The organism is Candidatus Accumulibacter sp. ACC003 (assembly GCF_907163085.1).
Taxonomy (GTDB): domain Bacteria; phylum Pseudomonadota; class Gammaproteobacteria; order Burkholderiales; family Rhodocyclaceae; genus Accumulibacter.
Genome location: NZ_CAJQTX010000004.1, coordinates 395411 through 414658, shown reverse-complemented (window position 1 = coordinate 414658; position 19248 = coordinate 395411). Strand labels below are relative to the sequence as shown.

Genomic DNA, 19248 nt, shown 5'->3' with positions numbered 1-19248 from the left:
AAGGGAGGCTTCGCCAGGCTGCAAAAAGCCGCAGCCTGCCCTTGACCCAGCTCCGAGGCCTCCCTGCCGCACGCGCCAAGCGCATCCATTTACCGTCAAAAAAATCCCCGTCGGACGGAGCGTGTCGCCGCGCCGCCGCGCCGCCACAAAACCTCATTCGATCACAGCCGGCATCGCGCAGATGGCCGACTCCTGCGCATCTCCTGGATCCGTTCTAGTGAGCGAAAAAGGGTCAGGTTTCGTGAGCGTCGAGGGTGTTCTCCTTCGCGTTCTGATAAGCCTTGTCCGCAGCGACCTGCGGTGCGATGTCATCGCGGATGCGCCTGGCGACACGGTCGGTGTCGGTAAACAGGGTGCCAAACTGCTCGTTGAAGCTCTTCAGGATATTGCTCAATCGGTCGAGATCTGGCTGGCCCCTGCCACCACCCCAGTCGTCGGGCCGGAGAGGATCGATCTCTGCGTCGTCGGCCGCCAGCGCGATCTTCATCGCAGCCTTCTTCTCGACACGGTAGCTGTCCATGTCGATGGCTTCGAGGATGCCCTTGGCGAGGTCTTCATCGTGTGGCGCCGGCAGCTTGGGCGTCAGCAGGTCAAGAAAGATTGAGAGCTTCTCCCAGTCCGCGTTGCTGTATGGAATCACCGACGAGAGGAAACTGTAGGTGCGACAAAACACCTTGGCCTTTCCCTTGAACTCCACCTGCCCGTCCTCGTCGAGCTTGTTGACGTAGACGGTCTTGCAGGAATCGAGGATCGGGTCGAGCTGGTCGCGGTCCGCACCGCCGAGGAACAGCTCCACCACCTGCTGCACCTGATCGGGCGAATACACCTGCGCAGCATCCAGTACGGCCTTCAGGTCGTGCAGCTTGTTGGGGTCGGTCTCATCGGCCAGCAGCGTCGTGCAGTAGTAGTCCTGGAAGGCGAAGGTGATCGCCTCGCTGTTGTTCTGGAAGTCGAGCACGAAGCAGTCGTGCTTCTGCGGGTGCGCGCGGTTCAGGCGCGAGAGGGTCTGCACGGCCTTGATCCCCGAAAGCGGCTTGTCGACGTACATCGTGTGCAAGAGCGGCTCGTCGTAGCCAGTCTGAAACTTGTCGGCACAGATCAGGAAGCGGTAGGGGTCCGTCTGAATCTTTCCGGCGATGTCACCACCTGGGAAGCCATTGAGCGACGCCTCGCTCACCTTGATGTCCCGGTACTCGTACTCTCCCGAGAAGGCGACAATCGCCTGGTACGGGCTCTTGCGCTCCAGCAGATAGCTCTTGAAGGCGTGGAAATACTGGATGGCCCGCTCGATACCGCTGCTGATCACCATCGCGCGCGCCTGCCCGCCGATCTTTCCAGCCGCCATGACCTGCTCGTGGAAGTGATCCACCATGATCTCGGCCTTGAGCCGGATCGCGTGGTCGTGGCTTTCCACGTACCGGCGCAGTTTCTTCTGTGCCTTCCTGGTGTCGAACTCCGGGTCGTCCTCGGTTTTCTTGACCAGCTTGTAGTAGCTGTCTACCGGAGTGTAGGCCTTGAGCACGTCGAGGATGAAGCCCTCCTCGATCGCCTGCTTCATGGTGTAGCCGTGGAAGGGCCGGTGCTTGATCTTGCCCGTGGCGTCGGGCGGCAGCGGTTCGCCAAACATCTCCAGCGTCTTGTTATTGGGTGTCGCGGTGAAGGCGAAGTAGCTGGCATTCCTCAGCATCTTGCGCGCTGCCATGCGCCTTTCGAGCGCTTCGTTCACCGTATCCTGGGGATCGGGGCCGTCGTCATCACCCTTCGCCGCACCGCCGAGCGCCTCGCTCATTGCCGCCGATGTCTTGCCGCCCTGGCTCGAGTGCGCCTCGTCGATGACGATGGCGAAAGTCCTGCCGCCCTCGACGGCGATTTCGTCGAGGATGAACGGGAATTTCTGCACCGTCGAGACGATGATTTTCTTCCCCTCCTGAATGAACTTGCGCAGGTCGCCGGAGCGCTCCGCGTGGCCCACGGTCGCGCCCACCTGCATGAACTGCTTGAGGGTGGTTTGAATTTGCTGGTCGAGCAGGCGCCGGTCGGTGACCACGATGACCGAATCGAAGATCTCGCCATTGGCCTGAGCGCTGTCGCGTTTCAAGCCGATGAGCTGGTGCGCCAGCCAGGCGATCGAGTTCGATTTGCCGCTGCCCGCCGAGTGCTGGATCAGGTAGCGCTTGCCGACGCCATGCGCACGCACGTGCGCCAGTGCCTGCCGCACGACGCCGAGCTGGTGGTAGGGCGGCCAGATCTGCGCGCGCTTTTTCCTGCCGGTGCGCGGGTCTTTCTCCTCGACGATCTGCGCGTAGTTCTCGAGGATATTGGTCAGCCCTGCCGGCGTCAGCACTTCCTTCCAGAGATAGTCCGTCTTGAGGCCGCAGCGGTTGGGCGGGTTGCCGGCGCCGTCCTGGTCACCCTTGTTGAAAGGCAGGAACCACGAGCCTTTGCCTTTCAGGTGGGTGCACATCCGCCCTTCGCTATCGTCCACCGCGAAGTGCACCGCGCAGCGGCCGAACTCGAACAGCCGCTCGCGCGGGTCGCGGTGTTACGTCCGGCCCTAATCCAGACTCCTCGGCCCAAGCTTTTCGAGGTTGAAACGATGGCCGAGTCCCATGCTGCAACCGGAAGAGTGATCCCGGCGGCAACGTGGGATGAAGGCCCTACCGAGGCGGCAGCAGCGGCAACCGCCAAGGCTCTTCGGGGTCGTACAGATTCATCTGCCGCTGGTGGTAGCGGCGTAGCTGTACGGCATAGCGGCTTTCGCAAGCGACGGCGAGTTGGTGAAGGAAGTGGCTGAGCGCGGCCACGCTTTCATCGGAGAGGCCGTCGGGGAATAGCGGCTCGGCAGAGCGGCGCTTCATCGCAATTCCTCGATCGCCAACTGCAACAGATCGTCCGGCAAATGATTCAAACCACGCGGCACCGCCAGGCGCATCGCCGTGCGCAGAATTCGCCCGGCATGCCGCGGCAAGCCCTTGCTCGCTTGGCGCAAGATCTCCAGGCCTGAATCGCTGAGCAGCGTACTGGTACAACCGGCACTCTTCAGGCTGTGCTGGATCAGCAGCGCGAAGCGCTCGCGTTCGAGCACCGGCTTGAGCTGCACGCGCACCTGAATCCGCCCCGCCAGCGCCGCATAAGGCGCCCGCTCCAGCGTTTGCGCCAGTGTTGGATGACCGATCAACCAGACCGCCATCACATCGCGCGTATCGAAGGCGAAGTTGAGGAAGGCCGGCAAATCCCGAAAGAACTCCGGCGGCAGATTCTGCGCCTCATCGATGATCCACACCGGCATCAGCTGACGGCTATCGACCAACTGCAGAATCCGCTCCTTCAGATCGCGCCACAGCTGCGCCCGCCGATACCCCGGCTCGACGCCCAGCGCCCGTGCCAGACCGCGATAGATATCCAGCCGACCAAAGTCCGTCTCCGGCCTGATAGATCACCTGATAACGATGCGGATTCAGGCCACGGGTCAATTGGCGCAAGGCCGCCGTCTTGCCCACCCCGGGTTCGCCGGTGATCAGGCCGACCCCGGGCGAGTGCAACAACCACGCAAAGCGCTCGGCCAACTGTCCCAGCGTACCGTCATCCCACAGCTCGGCCGCTTGCTTGCCCAGCGGCGGATGCCGCAAACCAAAGTGTTGAAGGTCCACCTCACTCTCCTTCGGGGTCGTAGTACTGCTGATAGATCTGCTCGATCAGATTCGGGCCGCTCGCCCCTTTCTGGGGCGGGCTAGCGTCCGCTGGGTCAGGCTGGCGTCGTTGGCGCGTGGCATTGGCCAGCGCATCGAGTGGCGTCGCCGCACCGATCGATTCCCCTTTCTCGTCCTCGACGCCGATCACCGTCTCGGTATGCGGATCGACCACCAGAGACACCGTTTTGCCCGACAGTTCAAAGGGCACCTCGAAGCGTTGTCCCTGATACGATACCGTGCCATCCTTCCTGACCAGTCGCGTGACGCGATGCTGGAACAGGGCATCGAGGCTTGCCGCCAACGGCCCCAACGGACGAATCCTGGACAGGTCCTGCTGGTAACGCGCCAACGGCGTCATGCCGGCGAGACCGGCGTGCGGGCTGCGGTGATAGACCTGTTCAAGCCAGGCCCACAGGCGAGCATTGAGATCGTCCAGGCTGGCGATATGGCGCTCATCGAGTTCGCTGAGAAACTGATCGCGGCAGCGGCGGTGCCAGCGCTCCAACTTCCCTTTACCCTCGGGCGCGTACGGCCGACAGTGAATCAGATGGATGCCGAGCCGGGCGCAGATCCCTTGCAGCGTCTCGGCGCGGTAGGCGGCGCCGTTATCGACCACCAGCTTGAGCGGAATGCCGCGTTTGAGCACCGCCTGCTTGAGCACGCCCTCGATGTCCAGGGCGGTTTCTCCGGGGCAGAAGGCGCTGTGCGTGAGTAGCCGGGAGGCGTCGTCGAAGAGCGACACGAGATAGCTCTTGGCGAGTTTGCCGTCGATCGGCACGCGTGGGCCGTGCATCACGTCGCCATACCAGATCGCCCCCGCTGTCGCGGCGACGAAGCTGCGTTTCTCCTCGGGCAGACTGGCCGAGCCGCTGATCCGTGACAGGCCGTGCTGCTGCAGCAGACGGTGAATGGTCGACCGGGCCAGGCGGCCTCGGGCAACGGTGCCGGTGGCTTCGAGCAATTGTCGAATCTGGCACAGCGAGCGCCGCGGGTTGTCGCGCTTGGCGGCGAGAATGGCCGCCTGGGTGGCGGCCGGGAGCTTCGATTGCCCGCGGTCGGCGCGCGCCTTGGGCGTCAGGCCATCAAGCTGGTGGAGGCGCCAGGCGTAGTACCACGCCTGAATCGTCTTCTCGCTCAGATAGCGCCGACGGCTGCCGGGGATGGCGTACTCGCGGCTGGCCAGCTCCCGGAGGAGCTGTTGCAGTTCGCCACGTTCCAGCCGCTCGCGGCTGATCAGGGGACCGAGAACGGACAGGCGAAACAGGGCTTTCGGATCAATCGGGTTCATAACCACTCCTGGTGATAAATCGGAGCGGTGATCAAACCAGAACGGCCGTTCTAATGACAGGAGCAAACTGTGTGGGGTCCCCGCCCGGGCGGGGACCTCACCGTCTGCCGCTCGTTCGGAATCAGTTCATCACGGGACGCTGATCTCCCGATCAAGCCAGGTCATGGCCTGTGCCAGGCCGATCGATTCGAACACCCGGCGCCAGAAAGCGCTGCCGTCGACCGTCCGCCCGAGGTCGGCAAAGCGAGCACGCAGGTGAAACTCGAACAGCAGGCGGCGCTCCTGGAGCCAGGCCCACCAGCGACCGGCGGTGCGCCGCTCGGGCGCCGCGCCGGGTGCGCCGGGGCGATCGGGCGCACCGCTCAGCCGCTGTGCCAGGACCGCTTGCTGCACTGACCAGTCATACCAGCGGCGCGGCGCGATGCACGCCGGCAGACGCGAACACGTGCGCCGACATCCAGAGCAACAGTAGCGGCAGATCGGCACCGGATTGAGTGAATCCTGCCCGGCTCGCCGGTCGGCCTTGCGCTCGTAGTGCCCGTGCTGCCAGAGAATCTTCAGGCCGCAATGCGGGCAGCACGGCGGTCGATACGCTTCGGGGGTTTGCTTGATGGCCTCAAGATGCTGCTCGATCGTCTCGATGCCGGCTACAATTCGCTGCATGGGCTGGGCGCTTTGCGGTGTGGTTTGTCTTGATAACTTCCCACGATAGCAGAGTTGTCCCGGCCCTTCTTTCGTTCACTTCGTCCCAACATCCTTCAGGCAGGCCGCCTTCTTTCGCCCTCGCCGTCCACGGGATATCTCACGCCGTCAGTTCCTGGAGAGCGGCGGACGTAACAGTCGCGGTCGCGCCTGTACTGCTGGACGGCGTCCGCAACGGTTTGCCTGGTGAGGCTGTTTTTCAGCTCGAAGGTCGCGATCGGCAGGCCGTTGATGAACAGCCCCAGGTCGAGCGCGCGGCGCGCCTCATCCATGCTGTAGGCGAGCTGGCGGGTGATCGAGAAACGATTCTCGGCGTGCAACGCCTCAGCCCTGGCATTGCCCAGCGACGGCGTACCGTAGAAGAGGTCGAAGTGGCCGGCTGGATGGTGCTCGATTCCCTTGCGCAGCACGTCGATGACGCCGCGCTTGCCGATCTCGCCGGACAGACGCTTGAGGAACTTCAGGCGGTTGATGTCCATGGCGTCATTGGCGTCGCCTATCGCCAGCCGTTCGAGCGTTCTCGGCTGGGTGATGCGCAGGAAAGCGAAGAGCTGCGGCGCGTCGAGCGCGTGCGCGCGGTCGTAGTCGCGGGCGCAGCCGGCGGTGTAGCCGCTGCCACCATAGGGCGGAGGCCGTTCGGCGACGCTGTTCGGGAGCGCGGCAAGGCCGTCGGTGCCGGTCATGTGTCGCATGATCAGTGTTTCGAGGCCTTTCTCGCTGGTGTCGGTGGTCATGCCGCTGCACCCCTTTCCATCAACTACCCATCAAGTACCGAATCTGAACATAAGCCATTGAAACAATGGCAACTACTTTCCTTGATCGATGTATTCCACCCTTCGCCATCAAGTACCCGTCAAGTACCGATGCGCCGTTCAGGGGCAGCCCAGATCGGCACATAGCGCATCAGTTTACCGTGAAAGAACACCCTCCTGAAGGCGAGCGAATCTCTGGCACTTGATGCCATTGAGAGCAACAGGCGGGAAGAGTAGCTCAGGCGGCAGCGGGGATAAAACCGTGCTTCTTGAGCATCTTCAACCAGCGAGGGGCGTTGCGTGCAACAGATAGGGCTTCGAAGTCGGTTGCCGAGTCCCGGTAGTGCGTCTGTCGGCTGATCAACAGGAAGACCGTTTTGAGAATCTTGTGGGCGATGGCGACGATGGCGCGCTTATGCCCTCGTCGCAAGCGAAGCGCCTCGAACTTGGACTTGAAAGCACATCGCGTCCGACTGGCCGCGTGCGCGAACTGGCAAAGCAGGCGTCGGACCCAGGGGTTACCTTTTCGTATCCGTCCGGTCTTTCGCTTGCCGGCGGACTCGTTGTTGCCAGGACAAATGCCCACCCATGAGGCCAGTCGATCAACCGAGCCGAAGGCGCTCATGTCATTACCGATCTCGACCAGCAGCAAGGCGGCACCGACGGCGTCGATGCCGGGGATGGTCTGCATCAATGCCAGCGTGCTTCGGTAGGGTGTCAGTTGATCGAGCAGATACTGGTCGAAACGATCGATACGGCGTTCGAGCTCCTCGACGTGCGCGATCAATTCATGCAGCACGAAGCGGTGGTCGGCGGTGAGTTCGCCGTCGAGCGCGTCGAGCAGTTCCGTACGGTCGGCCTTGAGACGGTTGCCGGCGAGCATCAACACCTCGGCGGGAGAGTGCTCGGCGATCAGCGCCTTGACCATCGCCCGCCCGGCGACGCCGTGGATGTCGCTCACCACCACCGACAAACGAATGCCGCCGTCGGAGAGGATCTTGTGCACGCGGTTCTTCTCGCTCGAAAGGATGCCGACCAGCTGCTGGCGTTGTCGCCCGACGTGGCGCAAAGCCCGAAACTGTGCCGGCGGCACAAAGGACGCGCGTAGCATGCCGGCTCGCGCCAGCATCGCCAGCCACTGCGCATCCGCCCAGTCCGTCTTGCGGCCAGGTACGGTCTTCACGTGCCGCGCATTGACGACCGTCGCGACGATGCCGACCTGTTCCAGCGCCGCATGCGGACTCTTCCAGTAGATGCCGGTGCTCTCCATGACGACCATCTCGGCGCCGTGAGCGGCCACCCATTGCGCCATCGCCTGGCGGTCACGCTTGAAACCACCAAACTCGGCCAACTCGACACTCGTCTGGCCGGCCTCATCTTCCGTGATCGCACAGGCCGTGATCTTCGCCTGATGAACGTCCAGCCCGACGACACGCTTGTACAGTTTCGCCAGTTCCATCCGTTACTCCTTTCCCGTAAAGTCACGAACGGGTGGGAACGGCGCTTGACCGAAACAACCTGCAGGGTTGCCCCTGCGGCCTTTTTACCGTGCGCTCTCTACGAGGCAATCCGGGGTACGAGTCGGTTCAGCGGGTCACGTTAGGCATCGGGGTCCAACGAATAAGGATAGATCGTGCGAAGCCACGATCTGATCCGTTTGTTGGACGAGCCCGGGCCGGAGCGCTGGGCGCGCCCTCTGCAAATATCTTTTTTGGATTTACCCCGCAGGCATGAATGCCGAAGGGCGGGGAGCGGGCCGTCGCCGCGCGCTGCGGCACCGTCAGCGAAGATCGCGCAAATCCGGCCGTTTTGGCGTCCCGGCCACTGAACTCCGGGCGACCCCGTCACTCAGCTTGGGGAAACTGAAGTCCCAAAGGCGGCCGGACAGCGCTGTGAAGGCGGCTTACACGATCAGGCAGCGATCGCGACGAGCGGTGGAGCAGCGACGAAGGCGGGCGATGTTGATCGAATACGCGTCCGGACAATTGACATCACGGAGCCACAGCACGGGCAAAGCATCGCTGGCCGCTCCTTGCGCGGCGGCGTGAAGCGGCTGGGATCGAACTTCAGCAAGCGGTGCAGCAAACTGATCAGGCGCTTGCAGTTGGCGTGCAGGAAGCCGAAATTGCGGGCGCGGCGAAAGCCCTTGGGTAGCACGTGCTGGAGGATCAGCCAGAGGAAATCGGCGCCGGCTAGCGAGCGCTTTTCCGACTTGCCGGTTTGTGCGTTGCGGTAGCGGAAGCTCACCCGCCCATCCTTACAAGCGAGGATGTCCTGTTCACGGATGACGCCGCGGTAGAGGTAACGACCGAGGTAGATCAGGGCCTTCTCGCCGCTGCCCACCGATTTGCAGTGCGCTACCCATTCCCGCGGATAGGACGCCGGCAGGCAAATGCCGGCCGCCTCGATCGCCGCCAGCATTTTGGCCCGGAAGACCTTGGCCATCGCCTTCTCGTTGAACAGGTAGGTGCCGTTCTTGCCGCGCCGCTTGCGTCGCCAGCGCTGCTTCGCGGCATCGATCGCTGCCGCGGGGACGACGAGATGGACATGCGGGTGGAAGTCGAGCCGACGCGAGTGCGTGTGCAGGACCGCGATGGCGCCGGGCGTGCCCTGCAACTGCCGGTCGTTCTGACTGAAGCGGTGCACCGTTTCCCAGGCACAGCGCATCAAGCCATCGAAGACGACGTCGGCGTGCGCCGCAGCGAGCCCGCGCAATTCGGCCGGCAGCGTGAAGGTCAGCAGAAAGTAGTCGGCCGGGACGAGGCGCTCTATCTGACGTTCCAGCCATTGCTGGCTCTCGTGGTGCTGGCAGTGCGGGCAAAGGCGATGGCCGCAGGAATGCGGAACGAGTTTTTGCTGATCGCAGCCTTCGCACTGGAGCTGCATCATCGGGCTGGCCGGGCCGCGGCAATCGCGCATCGCCGAGAGTGCCCGAAGCTGATCGAAGCTCAGGCGGTGGCGAAATTGCGTCATGAAGTCCGCTTCGAATTCGGCAATGACAGAGCCGAGGCGGATCATCGCGGCGTCCCCTTGCTCAGACAAAAGCGGTCCATCAGCGCGTTGATGCGGTCGATGGCGTGATGCCGGGTTTGATCCGTCAGATGGGTGTAGCGAACCGTCGTGAGAATCGAGTGATGGCCGAGAATGCTCTGCACCTCGGTGAGCTCGACGCCCGCCTCGATCAGGTGCGTGGCATAGGCGTGACGCAAACTGTGCGGCGAAATGTTTTTTTTAGCCCGCAGGATTCGACCACCGCCCGCAGTGCCTTCTGAACGCCGCTGCGATTGAGCGGTGTCCTGGCGCTGCTCGCACCTGGCAAGCCGCCGCGGCGATTGGGAAACAGCAGAACGGGATTACGGTGGCGCTGCCAGAAACAACGCAGGAGTCGGTAGGTGGCCGTCGGCAGCGGCACCAGGCGATCCTTGTTGCCCTTGGCATCGCGGATATGCACCCGCCCGCGCGCGCCGTCGATGTCGGCGACCGTCAGCCGTAAGCCTTCGCCCAGGCGCAGGCCGAGACTGTAGAGGGTGAAGAAGAAAACGCGGTAACTGAGCACCTGCGTGGCCAGAAAAATCCGCTCGGTCTCCTCGACCGTGACGATGTCCGGCAGGCGCAGCGAGCGCGGCGGCTTGATCAGACCGGGCGCCACCCAGGGTTTCTTCAGCACGTGCTCGTAGTAAAACTTGAGCCCGTACAGATCGAGCTTGAGCGAACTCCAGGAGTGCGTCTCACGCAGGTCGGCGAAGTAATCCAACAGGTCGGCCTCGCTCAGATCGTCGATCTGATGAGCGAAGTAATCTCCCACCCGGCGGACGGCGCGCGAATACGCGTCGATCGTCTTCGGCTGCAAGCCCTTGAGCTTCAGGTGCTTCTGGTGCAGCTCGTAGTTCGTGTCAAAAATCGTCGTTGCGACAGCGGACATCTCTTCCATCTTGCGGTAACCTCGCATTCGTCATGAACGTCCCTCGGATGAGGGGCGAGGTCACATCTTGAGTCAACGCGACGACAGCACCGGGGTTTCCTCCGCGTAGCGGCTTCGTCCAACCACCATCTCATTGCTCGACCTCTGCCGTTTCCACCCACTCGTATTTTCTTTCATCATCCGGGGTGGCGCGAGCCGCCTCACGCAATGACCGTTAGGTGCCGCATGCGGATCGTAGGGAGCGATACATCTTGCGGCTACAGCCTCCCGAATCAGCCGCGAGGCGGTGGCCGAATTTTTTTCGGCGATACCAAAACGCGCCCGTACCGAGGCATTGGTCATCGACTGGCGGGTCACATGACGAAGGCAGGCATGCAGATAGCACGCCCGCAGCCGATCGGCCTTATCCATTTCATTCAGAGGGCGGTGCGCAAACAGCACGACCCGCGTAAATCCCGGCGGCACCTCGAACAGCGGCGCCGGGAGCTGAAAGCGCTCGACCTCGCCAATCACCTTGTCAATGCCGCTACCGCGCTCCTCGCAAATCCGAAACCGCCGCATCAGTGAGGCGAACGCCTCGTTGCGAGATTTCGGCGGGGTATCGACGAAGCGTTGGGTGTCCACCAGCGGTTCACCCGGATTGGTGATTTCAATGCGGTCGGCAAAGATCTCCACGGTCGGCCCGGCACCCGTGACGAAGAAATCCTGGTGGATCAGCGCATTCGCCACCAGTTCGCGCACGGCAAGCGCCGGAAACATCGGCACGGTCTTGCGCAGCGCCTGGCCGATGACCTCGCTGGACGGCAGCAGGCCGTCGATGTAGGCATTGAATTCCTCGAAACCGCAGGCATAACCCTTGCTCAACTCGTGCTCTTTGAGTGTCTCGGTGCGGCCGATACCGCGATACTGAATCACCCGCAGCAGCTTGCGCCGCAAGGCGCGGAAGTCTCCCAGACGCTTGGCAAGCAGCATCGCGCCAAGCTTGGTGACATTCCAGCCTCCGGCTTCGCAGGGCTTGATCAGACCATCGTCGGCCAGGGCTTCGAGGATGCCATCGCGATTGCTCGGCAGGGCCTGTTCGAGCAGGTCGAAGTAGGCCGGATAATCCAGCAAGCGCAATACCTCGTCCGCGCTGGCGCGTTCAACGGCAATCAAGTCCTCGAAGGGCGTCTGGTCGAAGATCCGCCACAGCTCACGCTCGCGGTCGGGGGCGTTTTTCAGCGGCTTCTTGACGGAAGCGATGCGAATGAAGGCCTCATTCTGGAATCGCAGCGGATGACGAAAGGCCCGGCCGATCTCCAGCAACACCACCGGCAGGTCCTCCAGCGTCAGCTCGTAGAAGCGGAAGTGAATCTTTGGCGTGAGCAGCCGCAACAACCAGCTCTCCAGCGGCTCGTTGCTTTTCTTGCAGGTGGCAGGTGCAAAGCGGGTTCCAACGATGCGATGGGTCTGGTCTTCGACACCCCAGACCAGGTACGCGAACGCTTTTCCGTTGTAAGCCGCCGCGTTGGCCAGTGCCGAAAGATACTCACCAATCGCCTGCGGATCGGCATTGTCGACCTTAAACTCCAGCCACTCGGTTTCATGTGGCAGCTTGCACAGCTCGCGGACCAGACCCGCCAGATAGTCGGCGCTGCGCTCGGTGCTCACTCGGTGAGCTCCTCGTCAGCGACTTCGGCTTCGTCGGTCAGGGCGTCGTCGTCCTCGGCGATGTCGAGCGGCGCTTCGTCGGGCAGCCGCGCCGCCGCCTCGCGCACATCGAGCTTGCCGGTGACGACGTCGGCGACGAGACGGGTGCGGTATTCGCGGAGGAGTTGGATTTCTCGTTCGAGGCGAGCGGTGACAGTTTGTAGTTCCGCCGTTTCGCTTTCAACGTAACCAGAGATCGCTGTAGCCTCGTTCGTAGGCGGAACTGCGAAAGTGAAATTGCGAAGAGCTGACAACGGAAGGTTGTTAGCCATTCCTTCCGCTCCACTGATTGCCCGCTCAACCTGATGACGGTAGTAGACGCAGTTCATGGCAAAAACCATGAAGTCGACGTTCACACTGCCACGAAAGCGGGCGCGAAATGTCTTGTCAGAGAGAATGAGTTGATGGCGGAGTGACTTCACGCGCCCAACGGAACCGACTAGCTTAGGTGACCCGCAGGCACGTGAAATGAGGACATCACCGACCTTCACCACAATATCGGGATCGATCTCAAAACCGCGTGCCAGCTGTTTGTGCTCAGTTTCGCGGAACACTCCCCTATTAACGCAACCAGACTTCAGCACGCCCCAGGAATTGCCTTCGGCGAGAAAGCCCACCGCGAGCGGACTAACACCCTGATCGATGTCGTGGACCAGCGTCCGCAGCCGGCGCACCACCCAATGCTGCGGAATGTCCCCGAGCCAGGGGATGCCGGACGGTTTGAGTGGAACGGAGGGATCAAGGCCGCGGGTGACGGCGCGGTGGATGATGGCCTGCTTCTGCTCGTTGAGCAGCGCGATCACCTTCCGCTTCGCCCGGATCGCCCGCTCCAGCCGCCCGGTCGCCCAGTCCAGAAAGCGCAAGATGACGGCCTGTTCCTCAGCGCTGGGGAAGAGAACAGGAATACGGAGGAAATCCTCTGGATAGAGCCGCAGACGCGAACTGCTTACACCCGTCGAGCGGCGCTGATATTCAGCGGCATAGATAGAAGTGCGCAGTAGCAAGTCTGCGAAGCGGGGTAGCAATTGCCCTGGCGTGAGTGGGCGATAGACGCCGTAGGCCGGGCTGACGATTCCCGTGTTCATCGACACTCCGAGGGCGGCCATCCAAGCCCATAGCGTGTTGATTACCAAGTCCTGAGGACGGCAAATCTTGTGCCCAACGTTGGACTCGGCCAGAAACATCGTGACGGTTTTTTGACTACGCGGCGTAACTCCCGTTTTATGCGACACAGAGAGCACCTCTTCCTTGCCTGTCTTGGATCGTTCGTCGACCTCGCGAAACAGAAACTTGGCTCGTCGCAGTTGCCATGACGCTGGCACCTGACCAAGCCACGGCAACCCCGACTCCTTGTATTCCGCATACGGCTTGAGGTCGGCGATCATGGCTGGCCGTCCTGTTCGTTACTATCCCAATATTCGCGATAAGCATTGACGTAATAGGCAGTGGCGTTCGGGTCGATGTCCCAATAGTGACGACAGAGCTTCTTGTACATCCGCAGGACGGGTTCGTGGCCGCAGAAGTCGAGCAGACCATCCAGCGTATGCTCGATGTGCCGGGTATCGCGCGAGCGGGTGCGCAGGATGTTATCAACAACCGGCAGGTACTGTTGGGCGGCCTGCTGCTGAAGATGCAGCAGACTACCGGCGAGGCGGTGGATCGCCTGCATGGCGTCATCGTCGCTCATGCTTGCTCCTCTGAGCCAGGCAGTTGCCTGGCCGCCTGCTCTCGCGCGTGTTCGATCGCCTGGTGCAGGCGCTCGCGCAGCAGTGGCAGTGGCGGCAACTCCGTGAGGTACTCGCTGACACGGATGGACTTGGCGTCGAGCTGAAGCAGCTCCACCTGCTCGGCATCGGCGGCGGCGCACAGGATAAGTCCGATCGGGGCTTTCTCACCGGGGGCGCGTTCGTGCTTATCCAGCCAGCGCAGGTACAGCTCCATCTGGCCGACATGCGCGGGCTGGAAAGACTCCAGTTTCAACTCGACGGCAATCAGCCGGTGCAGGTGGCGGTGAAAGAAAAGCAGATCGAGATGAAAATCGTCCTTGCCGACGCTCATGCGCTTTTGTCGGGCAAGGAAGGCGAAGCCCGAGCCCAGCTCCAAAAGCACGCCCTCGATCTCGCGCAGGATGGCGCTCTCGAGGTCGCGTTCGCTATAGGCGCCTTTGAGTCCGAGCAGGTCGAGCAGGTAGGGATCGCGAAATACGATGTCGGGAGTCATGTGCCCATCGCGCAGCCGGTCGATCTCCGCCGCGATGACGGCTTGCGGTTTCTTCGACAGCGCGGTGCGCTGGAACAACATGCTGCCGATCTTCTGCCGCAAGGTGCGCACATCCCAGCGCTCGATACGGCACATCTCGGCGTAGAAGTCTCTTGCCAGCGGGTCCTTGATCGGCAGCAATTCGACGAAGTGACTCCAGCTCAATGTTTGCGACAGCGTCGCAAGAATTTGTTCGTCGATCATCCATTCGGCAAACCGGGCCATCCGTGTCAGGGCGGTGTAGTTGAATCCCAACGGTGTCCGGCTTGAATTTTGGCCGAAGCAGGTAATCCACCACAAGGCGGCGTCGCAGTCGTGTTATACGCGGATAATTTGAGCATTTAATAGAAAAGCGGCAGGTTCGAAATCGACGTGCTCTATGGCGCGGATATTGAGGCGGCAAAAATATTTTTAAAATAATGCGAAAAACACTTGACAAAGGTTTGGCAAAATACTCGCAATTTTGGCTGTATAAACAACAGCTTATTGGAGTGTCTTGTGGATACCGAACGATTAACTGCGGTCATGGATAGCCTCATGAACCAAACCGTCTTGGGTGAATTGTTGGCGCCGATGGCTCGTGCCTTGGCGCAGGTGCGCGGTACCGACGCGGTATCGCGAGTGTTGAGCATGGCGGATTTTATCGGCCTGGGGGTGCTGCGCCACCTGCAGGGCATGCGCACCCTGCGCGAGCAGGTGCAGTCGCTGCTGCATTGCGAGCCGGGGACGGCGCAGCGCGTCCCGCTGGCACGTTCCACCTGGTCGGACGCGCTGTCCTCGCGCCGCCGCCGCACGGTCTTGGAGGCGGCGATGCCGCCGTTGCTCACCGAGGCCCGGGCCGCGCTGCCGGATCGCCTGGCGCAATTCCCAGCCCTGCAAGGACGGCCGGTGTATGCAATGGATGGGACCTATCAGAGCGAAAGCGCCCACTACGGGCGGTGTACGCCCCGCCAGGGCGGGACGGACAATCCCAAGGGGCACGCGCTGTTGAGCTTCTACGACGTGCGCCTGGGTTGCCCCACCGACGTGCACGTCGACACCCGCAGTCGCCACGAAATCACTCTGTTGCGCGACTATGACCAATCCGCGCAGGCCATGACCCGTGACAAGGGCGCGCTGTGGCTGGTCGACCGCGCTTTCATCGACGCGACGTTTTGGGATGACCGGAAAAAGAGCTTGGGCGTGACCATGATCACGCGCATGAAAAGCAGCCTGTGCGTCGAGTCCACCGAGCCCTTAAAGATCGAGGATGTCCCGGCCAACGACGGGGTGCTCAACGATCTGCGCATCACCTTGCTCAGTTCCCGCCAACACTGGCGCCTGATCACCTTCCGCAGCCGACGAGGACATCTCGTGGAGTTTCTGACCAACGAGTTCGACCTCGCGCCCGGCGTCATCGCCTTCCTCTACTCCCGCCGCTGGGAGGAGGAGAAATGTTTCGACACATGGAAGAACGACTTCAGCCTCGCCAAGGCATGGGGCGCCAGTGTGGCGGCCATCGAGAATCAGGTCCGCCTGGCCGTTGTCACCAGCCTCTTGGTGGCCCTGCTGGTGCACTACAGAATGGGGCAGCACGGAATCGTGGACGAGAAGGCTTTGCGCAAGCAGGACCGGCGCCAGACCTCGGCGACCGACGGGACCGATCGCCCCGACTGGACTGCCCCGGTATTCCGCTACACCTCCAAGGTGAGCCGCCAAGTCCTGCGGTTTTTTAAGCACTGTTTTCACAAACCCGCCTCGCAGGCGCTCTACGAGGCCCAGTTGCGGCCATTGTTGTTGGCATACCTATGAGGCAGCCGGACACCGTTGGTTGAATCCGGCTCCGAACTCGGTTGTCAATTGTTGCGACACTGTCGCAAGAGCCTGCTTGCCGTAAGCCGCGCGCCCCCCATGCAGGTTCTCACGCAGCAAGCGGCGCCCGAGCTGCCAGCAGAGTAGCGTGTAGGTGGCGTTGGCAACGTTGGCCAGCCGCTGGCGGGCCGACTGGACGAGCGTTCGCAGATCGCTGAGAAGCGTGGCTTCGCCAGCGAGCGTTGGCGCGGCGGTGACGGAGGGCCCTGGCCCCGTCGCCGCCTGCTTGGCAGCGCCACGGCCCGGCTGCTCAGCGCATTTCTTCATGCGCGTGAGCTGCCAATCAGCAAGCCATCGAGCAAACCCTCGGCTTCCTTCTCGATGGCCAGGATGTCGGCGCTGATCTCTTCCAGGGTGCGCAATGGCTGCGGCTTGTAGAAGTGCCGCGTGAAGCTGACTTCGTAGCCAAGCTTGGTGGCCGCGGCCTTGATCCACGCGTCCGGCGTGTAGGGCATTACCTCGCGGCGGATGAAGGCTTCGATGCCGCCGTCCTCCAGCAGCGGCACCTGTTCGGTGTCGCGCAGCTCGGCGTCGGGCTCGTAGTCGACGATGGCCGGCTTGCCATTCACCGAAGTCTCGAACAGGCCGCGTAGCGGGTCAGCCTTGAGCTTGCCGGGCTTGTGGACCTTGGCGATGACCGGCGCTGCGGTCTCGGCGCGCCAGCTCACGGCCTTGAGGATCTGCTTGAGGTCGGTGGCGGGAAGCGTGCGCCCGGCCTCCTTGAGCGCGGTGCTCAAGCGGTCGCAAAACTCGTTGTGGTCCTCGAAAAGCTGATCGCCGAGCGCGCCGCGCAGCATTGTGGCGATTTCGACCAGGCGAGCGTCGCGTGCCCAGGTCCTGGCGTCGAGCAGTTTTCTCTTCTTGTTCTCGGGCAGGCCTTTCCGGGTGCCGGCGCCATCTTCATCTTCGCCGTCATCCTCATCGGCGCCCCAGTTGGCCAGGCGCTTCTCGACTGCGGCGGCAATCCTGGGAAAACCCGTGAACAGCTCGTCGCCGAATTCGTCGTGGAGGGCAGCACGCAGGTCTTCGTCACCAGACGCGAAGCTCAGCGTCTCGATGGCCTTGAGAGTGATCTGGCTATGCAGGCGCAGCGGGCGCTCGACCGTCACCTTCCAGTAGCCGAAGGCGTCATTGGGAAAGATCTTCGACTCCGGCGTTTCCTTGAAGTCGAGGAAGGTCTGGCTGATACGCTCGATGTCGGCAGGCGAGAGCTCGCAGTTCTTCTTGCCGAGGTTCTTGCGCAACGGCCTGAACGACTGGCTGGCGTCGATCAATTGCACCTGGCCCTGGCGGTGAGCGGGCTTTCTATTCGACAGTACCCAGATATAGGTCGCGATGCCGGTGTTGTAGAAGAGGTTGAGTGGCAGGGCGACGATGGCTTCGAGCCAGTCGTTCTCGATCAGCCAGCGGCGGATGTTGCTCTCGCCCTGGCCCGCGTCGCCGGTGAACAGCGACGAGCCGTTATGGACCTCGGCGATGCGGCTGCCCAAGGCCGACTTGTCATTCATCTTCGCCGCCATGTTGGCGAGGAAGAGCATCTGGCCATCGCTGGAGCGCGTGACCAGCGACAGCTCCTCGCCGTCGTGCATAACCTTGAAGCGAGGATCGCGCATGCCGTCCTTGCCGCCCATCGCCTCGAGATCCTTCTTCCAGCTCTTGCCGTAGGGTGGATTGGCGAGCATGAAGTCGAACTCTTGCGCAGGGAAGGCGTCGTGCGACAGCGTGGACCACTCGGCGGCGCCAACGATGTGCTCGGCACTCTCGCCCTCGCCCTTGAGCAGCATGTCGGCCTTGCAGACGGCGTAGGTTTCCGGGTTGATCTCCTGGCCATAGAGCAGTGTCTTGACCTGCTGAGCACGCTTTTCGGCAATCGCGGTCAGCGTTTCCTCAGCGACGGTGAGCATGCCACCCGTCCCACAGGCGCAGTCGTAGAGCAGATAGGTACCCGATCGGATCTCGGCCTCGATCGGCAGGAAGACGAGGTTGGCCATCAGCCGCACGGCGTCGCGCGGCGTCCAGTGCTCGCCGGCCTCTTCGTTGTTCTCCTCGTTGAATTTGCGCACCAGTTCCTCGAAGACGGTGCCCATCGAGTGGTTGTCGATGCCGGCCGGCGAGAGGTCGATGCTGGGGTCGAGGAATTTGTTGATCAAGGTGCCGAGCGAGTCGGAGCGCGACAGCGTCGGCAGCTGGTTGCGAAACTTGAAGTTCTCGAGGATATCCTGGACGTTCGGCGAAAAGCCGTTGAGGTAGTCCTCGAAGTCGGCCAGGAGCTGTTGCTGGCTGCCGCGGGATCTGAGGTCGCGCAGGGTGAACCTGGAGGCGTTGTAGAAGGCCTGACCGGCGGCGTCGCAAAGCGCGGCGCGCTGCTCGGTGATGTGAGCCGCATCCAGCATCGCCCTGGTCTCAAGCACCGCTTGCTTGCTGGGCTCGAGCACCGCGTCCATGCGCCGGATGACGCACATCGGCAGGATCACGTCGGGGTACTTGCCGCGCCTGAAGAGGTCGCGCAAGACGTCGTCGGCGATGCCCCAGATGAAGGAGACGATCTTGTTGTGCGTTGCTTGGTCCACGGCGCTTTCTGCTCCCTCGGCCTGTTCGTGACGCGCATCGGTTCTTTGGCGTGCAATTGTAAGCGACCGGCACTTCTGAACGGAGTTATCTGTCATGAAAAATGACATGCTCGCAGCCGACCAGAAATTGGCAGTGTGGGCGGAGGGCGTTGGTCAAACTGCGGGGGTGACCTTGCGGACGTGAGATGTCTGTGTTGCTGCTCACGCTTTGTTCGCCAACTTCGGCGCGCAGCCAATCACCGCAACCGGCCTGGCGTCGCCTGAGGATAGTCCGACCCCGCCTCTGCCGCCGGACGCCGCTCTCCTGCCGTGAGCCTTGTACCCGTGCCGGGAATAATCGGAGCATATTTCTACGATACTTTCACGCTATCCTCATCCGCAAGTTATCCACAGGTTTTCCACAGATGTTCTTTGCGGTCGACGAAGCAGCGAAAGCGACGAGTTTTAGGCCAAGCACGATCAAGTGTCAGCGAAAAATCCGACAGAATTTGATTCTTGCCTACCGACTGGGCGACTCATGTCG

At 62.2% G+C, this 19248-nt stretch carries 14 protein-coding genes and 2 pseudogenes; 1 reads left to right on the top strand and 15 read right to left on the bottom strand.

The features are described from left to right. Nucleotides 1-232: 232 nt before the first annotated feature. The 13 genes and pseudogenes from QZ656_RS08810 to QZ656_RS08750 all read right to left on the bottom strand — a co-directional run bounded on the left by QZ656_RS08810 (nucleotide 233) and on the right by QZ656_RS08750 (nucleotide 14559). Entirely contained in the window at nucleotides 233-2485 is a 2253-nt protein-coding gene (locus tag QZ656_RS08810) for a DEAD/DEAH box helicase family protein (protein WP_291993030.1), read from the bottom strand. 172 nt (nucleotides 2486-2657) lie between these two features. After that, on the bottom strand, nucleotides 2658-2858 hold the full coding sequence (locus QZ656_RS08805) for a hypothetical protein (protein ID WP_291991885.1): 201 nt from the start codon (nucleotides 2856-2858) through the stop codon (nucleotides 2658-2660). Further along, a pseudogene (locus QZ656_RS08800) lies at nucleotides 2855-3650 on the bottom strand (ATP-binding protein). Before QZ656_RS08800 ends, QZ656_RS08805 begins: the two are co-directional and overlap by 4 nt. A gap of 1 nt (nucleotide 3651) precedes the next feature. Next, entirely contained in the window at nucleotides 3652-4980 is a 1329-nt protein-coding gene (locus tag QZ656_RS08795; protein ID WP_291993029.1) for a DDE-type integrase/transposase/recombinase, read from the bottom strand. Nucleotides 4981-5109: 129 nt separating this feature from the next. After that, on the bottom strand, nucleotides 5110-5643 hold the full coding sequence (locus tag QZ656_RS08790) for a DUF6431 domain-containing protein (RefSeq protein WP_291991888.1): 534 nt from the start codon (nucleotides 5641-5643) through the stop codon (nucleotides 5110-5112). Nucleotides 5644-5738: 95 nt separating this feature from the next. Further along, nucleotides 5739-6416 (bottom strand): type I restriction endonuclease, encoded by a 678-nt coding sequence (locus tag QZ656_RS08785; protein WP_291993028.1) that lies wholly within the window; start codon nucleotides 6414-6416, stop codon nucleotides 5739-5741. A gap of 256 nt (nucleotides 6417-6672) precedes the next feature. Then, the gene (locus QZ656_RS08780; protein ID WP_291991569.1) at nucleotides 6673-7893 is read right to left on the bottom strand and encodes an IS110 family transposase; all 1221 of its coding nucleotides are present in this window, start codon (nucleotides 7891-7893) and stop codon (nucleotides 6673-6675) included. A 452-nt stretch (nucleotides 7894-8345) separates the two neighbouring features. Further along, nucleotides 8346-9452 (bottom strand): transposase, encoded by a 1107-nt coding sequence (locus QZ656_RS08775; RefSeq protein ID WP_291991620.1) that lies wholly within the window; start codon nucleotides 9450-9452, stop codon nucleotides 8346-8348. Continuing rightward, nucleotides 9449-10356: pseudogene (locus QZ656_RS08770) on the bottom strand (site-specific integrase). Before QZ656_RS08770 ends, QZ656_RS08775 begins: the two are co-directional and overlap by 4 nt. Nucleotides 10357-10428: 72 nt before the next feature. Continuing rightward, a complete protein-coding gene (locus QZ656_RS08765; protein WP_291993027.1) occupies nucleotides 10429-12006 on the bottom strand; it encodes an ATP-binding protein in 1578 nt (525 codons plus the stop codon). Then, a complete protein-coding gene (locus QZ656_RS08760) occupies nucleotides 12003-13430 on the bottom strand; it encodes a restriction endonuclease subunit S (RefSeq protein WP_291993026.1) in 1428 nt (475 codons plus the stop codon). Before QZ656_RS08760 ends, QZ656_RS08765 begins: the two co-directional genes overlap by 4 nt. Beyond that, a complete protein-coding gene (locus QZ656_RS08755) occupies nucleotides 13427-13732 on the bottom strand; it encodes a hypothetical protein (protein WP_291993025.1) in 306 nt (101 codons plus the stop codon). The genes QZ656_RS08760 and QZ656_RS08755 overlap by 4 nt, the downstream gene beginning before the upstream one ends. Beyond that, a complete protein-coding gene (locus QZ656_RS08750) occupies nucleotides 13729-14559 on the bottom strand; it encodes a PDDEXK nuclease domain-containing protein (RefSeq protein WP_291993024.1) in 831 nt (276 codons plus the stop codon). Before QZ656_RS08750 ends, QZ656_RS08755 begins: the two co-directional genes overlap by 4 nt. A 177-nt stretch (nucleotides 14560-14736) precedes the next feature. Here QZ656_RS08750 and QZ656_RS08745 point away from each other — a divergent pair, with 177 nt between their 5' ends. Then, complete coding sequence (locus tag QZ656_RS08745; protein ID WP_291993023.1) at nucleotides 14737-16095, top strand: IS4 family transposase; 1359 nt, start codon at nucleotides 14737-14739, stop codon at nucleotides 16093-16095. Here QZ656_RS08745 and QZ656_RS08740 read toward each other — a convergent pair. Together QZ656_RS08740 and QZ656_RS08735 are read right to left on the bottom strand one after the other, a co-directional pair. Then, nucleotides 16090-16422 carry a DUF1016 N-terminal domain-containing protein gene (locus QZ656_RS08740; RefSeq protein WP_291993022.1) on the bottom strand — a complete coding sequence of 111 codons (333 nt, stop codon included), beginning with the start codon at nucleotides 16420-16422 and terminating at the stop codon, nucleotides 16090-16092. The two genes, QZ656_RS08745 and QZ656_RS08740, sit on opposite strands and share 6 nt — an antisense overlap. Further along, entirely contained in the window at nucleotides 16419-18725 is a 2307-nt protein-coding gene (locus tag QZ656_RS08735) for a class I SAM-dependent DNA methyltransferase (RefSeq protein ID WP_291993021.1), read from the bottom strand. The genes QZ656_RS08740 and QZ656_RS08735 overlap by 4 nt, the downstream gene beginning before the upstream one ends. Between the last annotated feature and the right edge of the window lie 523 nt (nucleotides 18726-19248).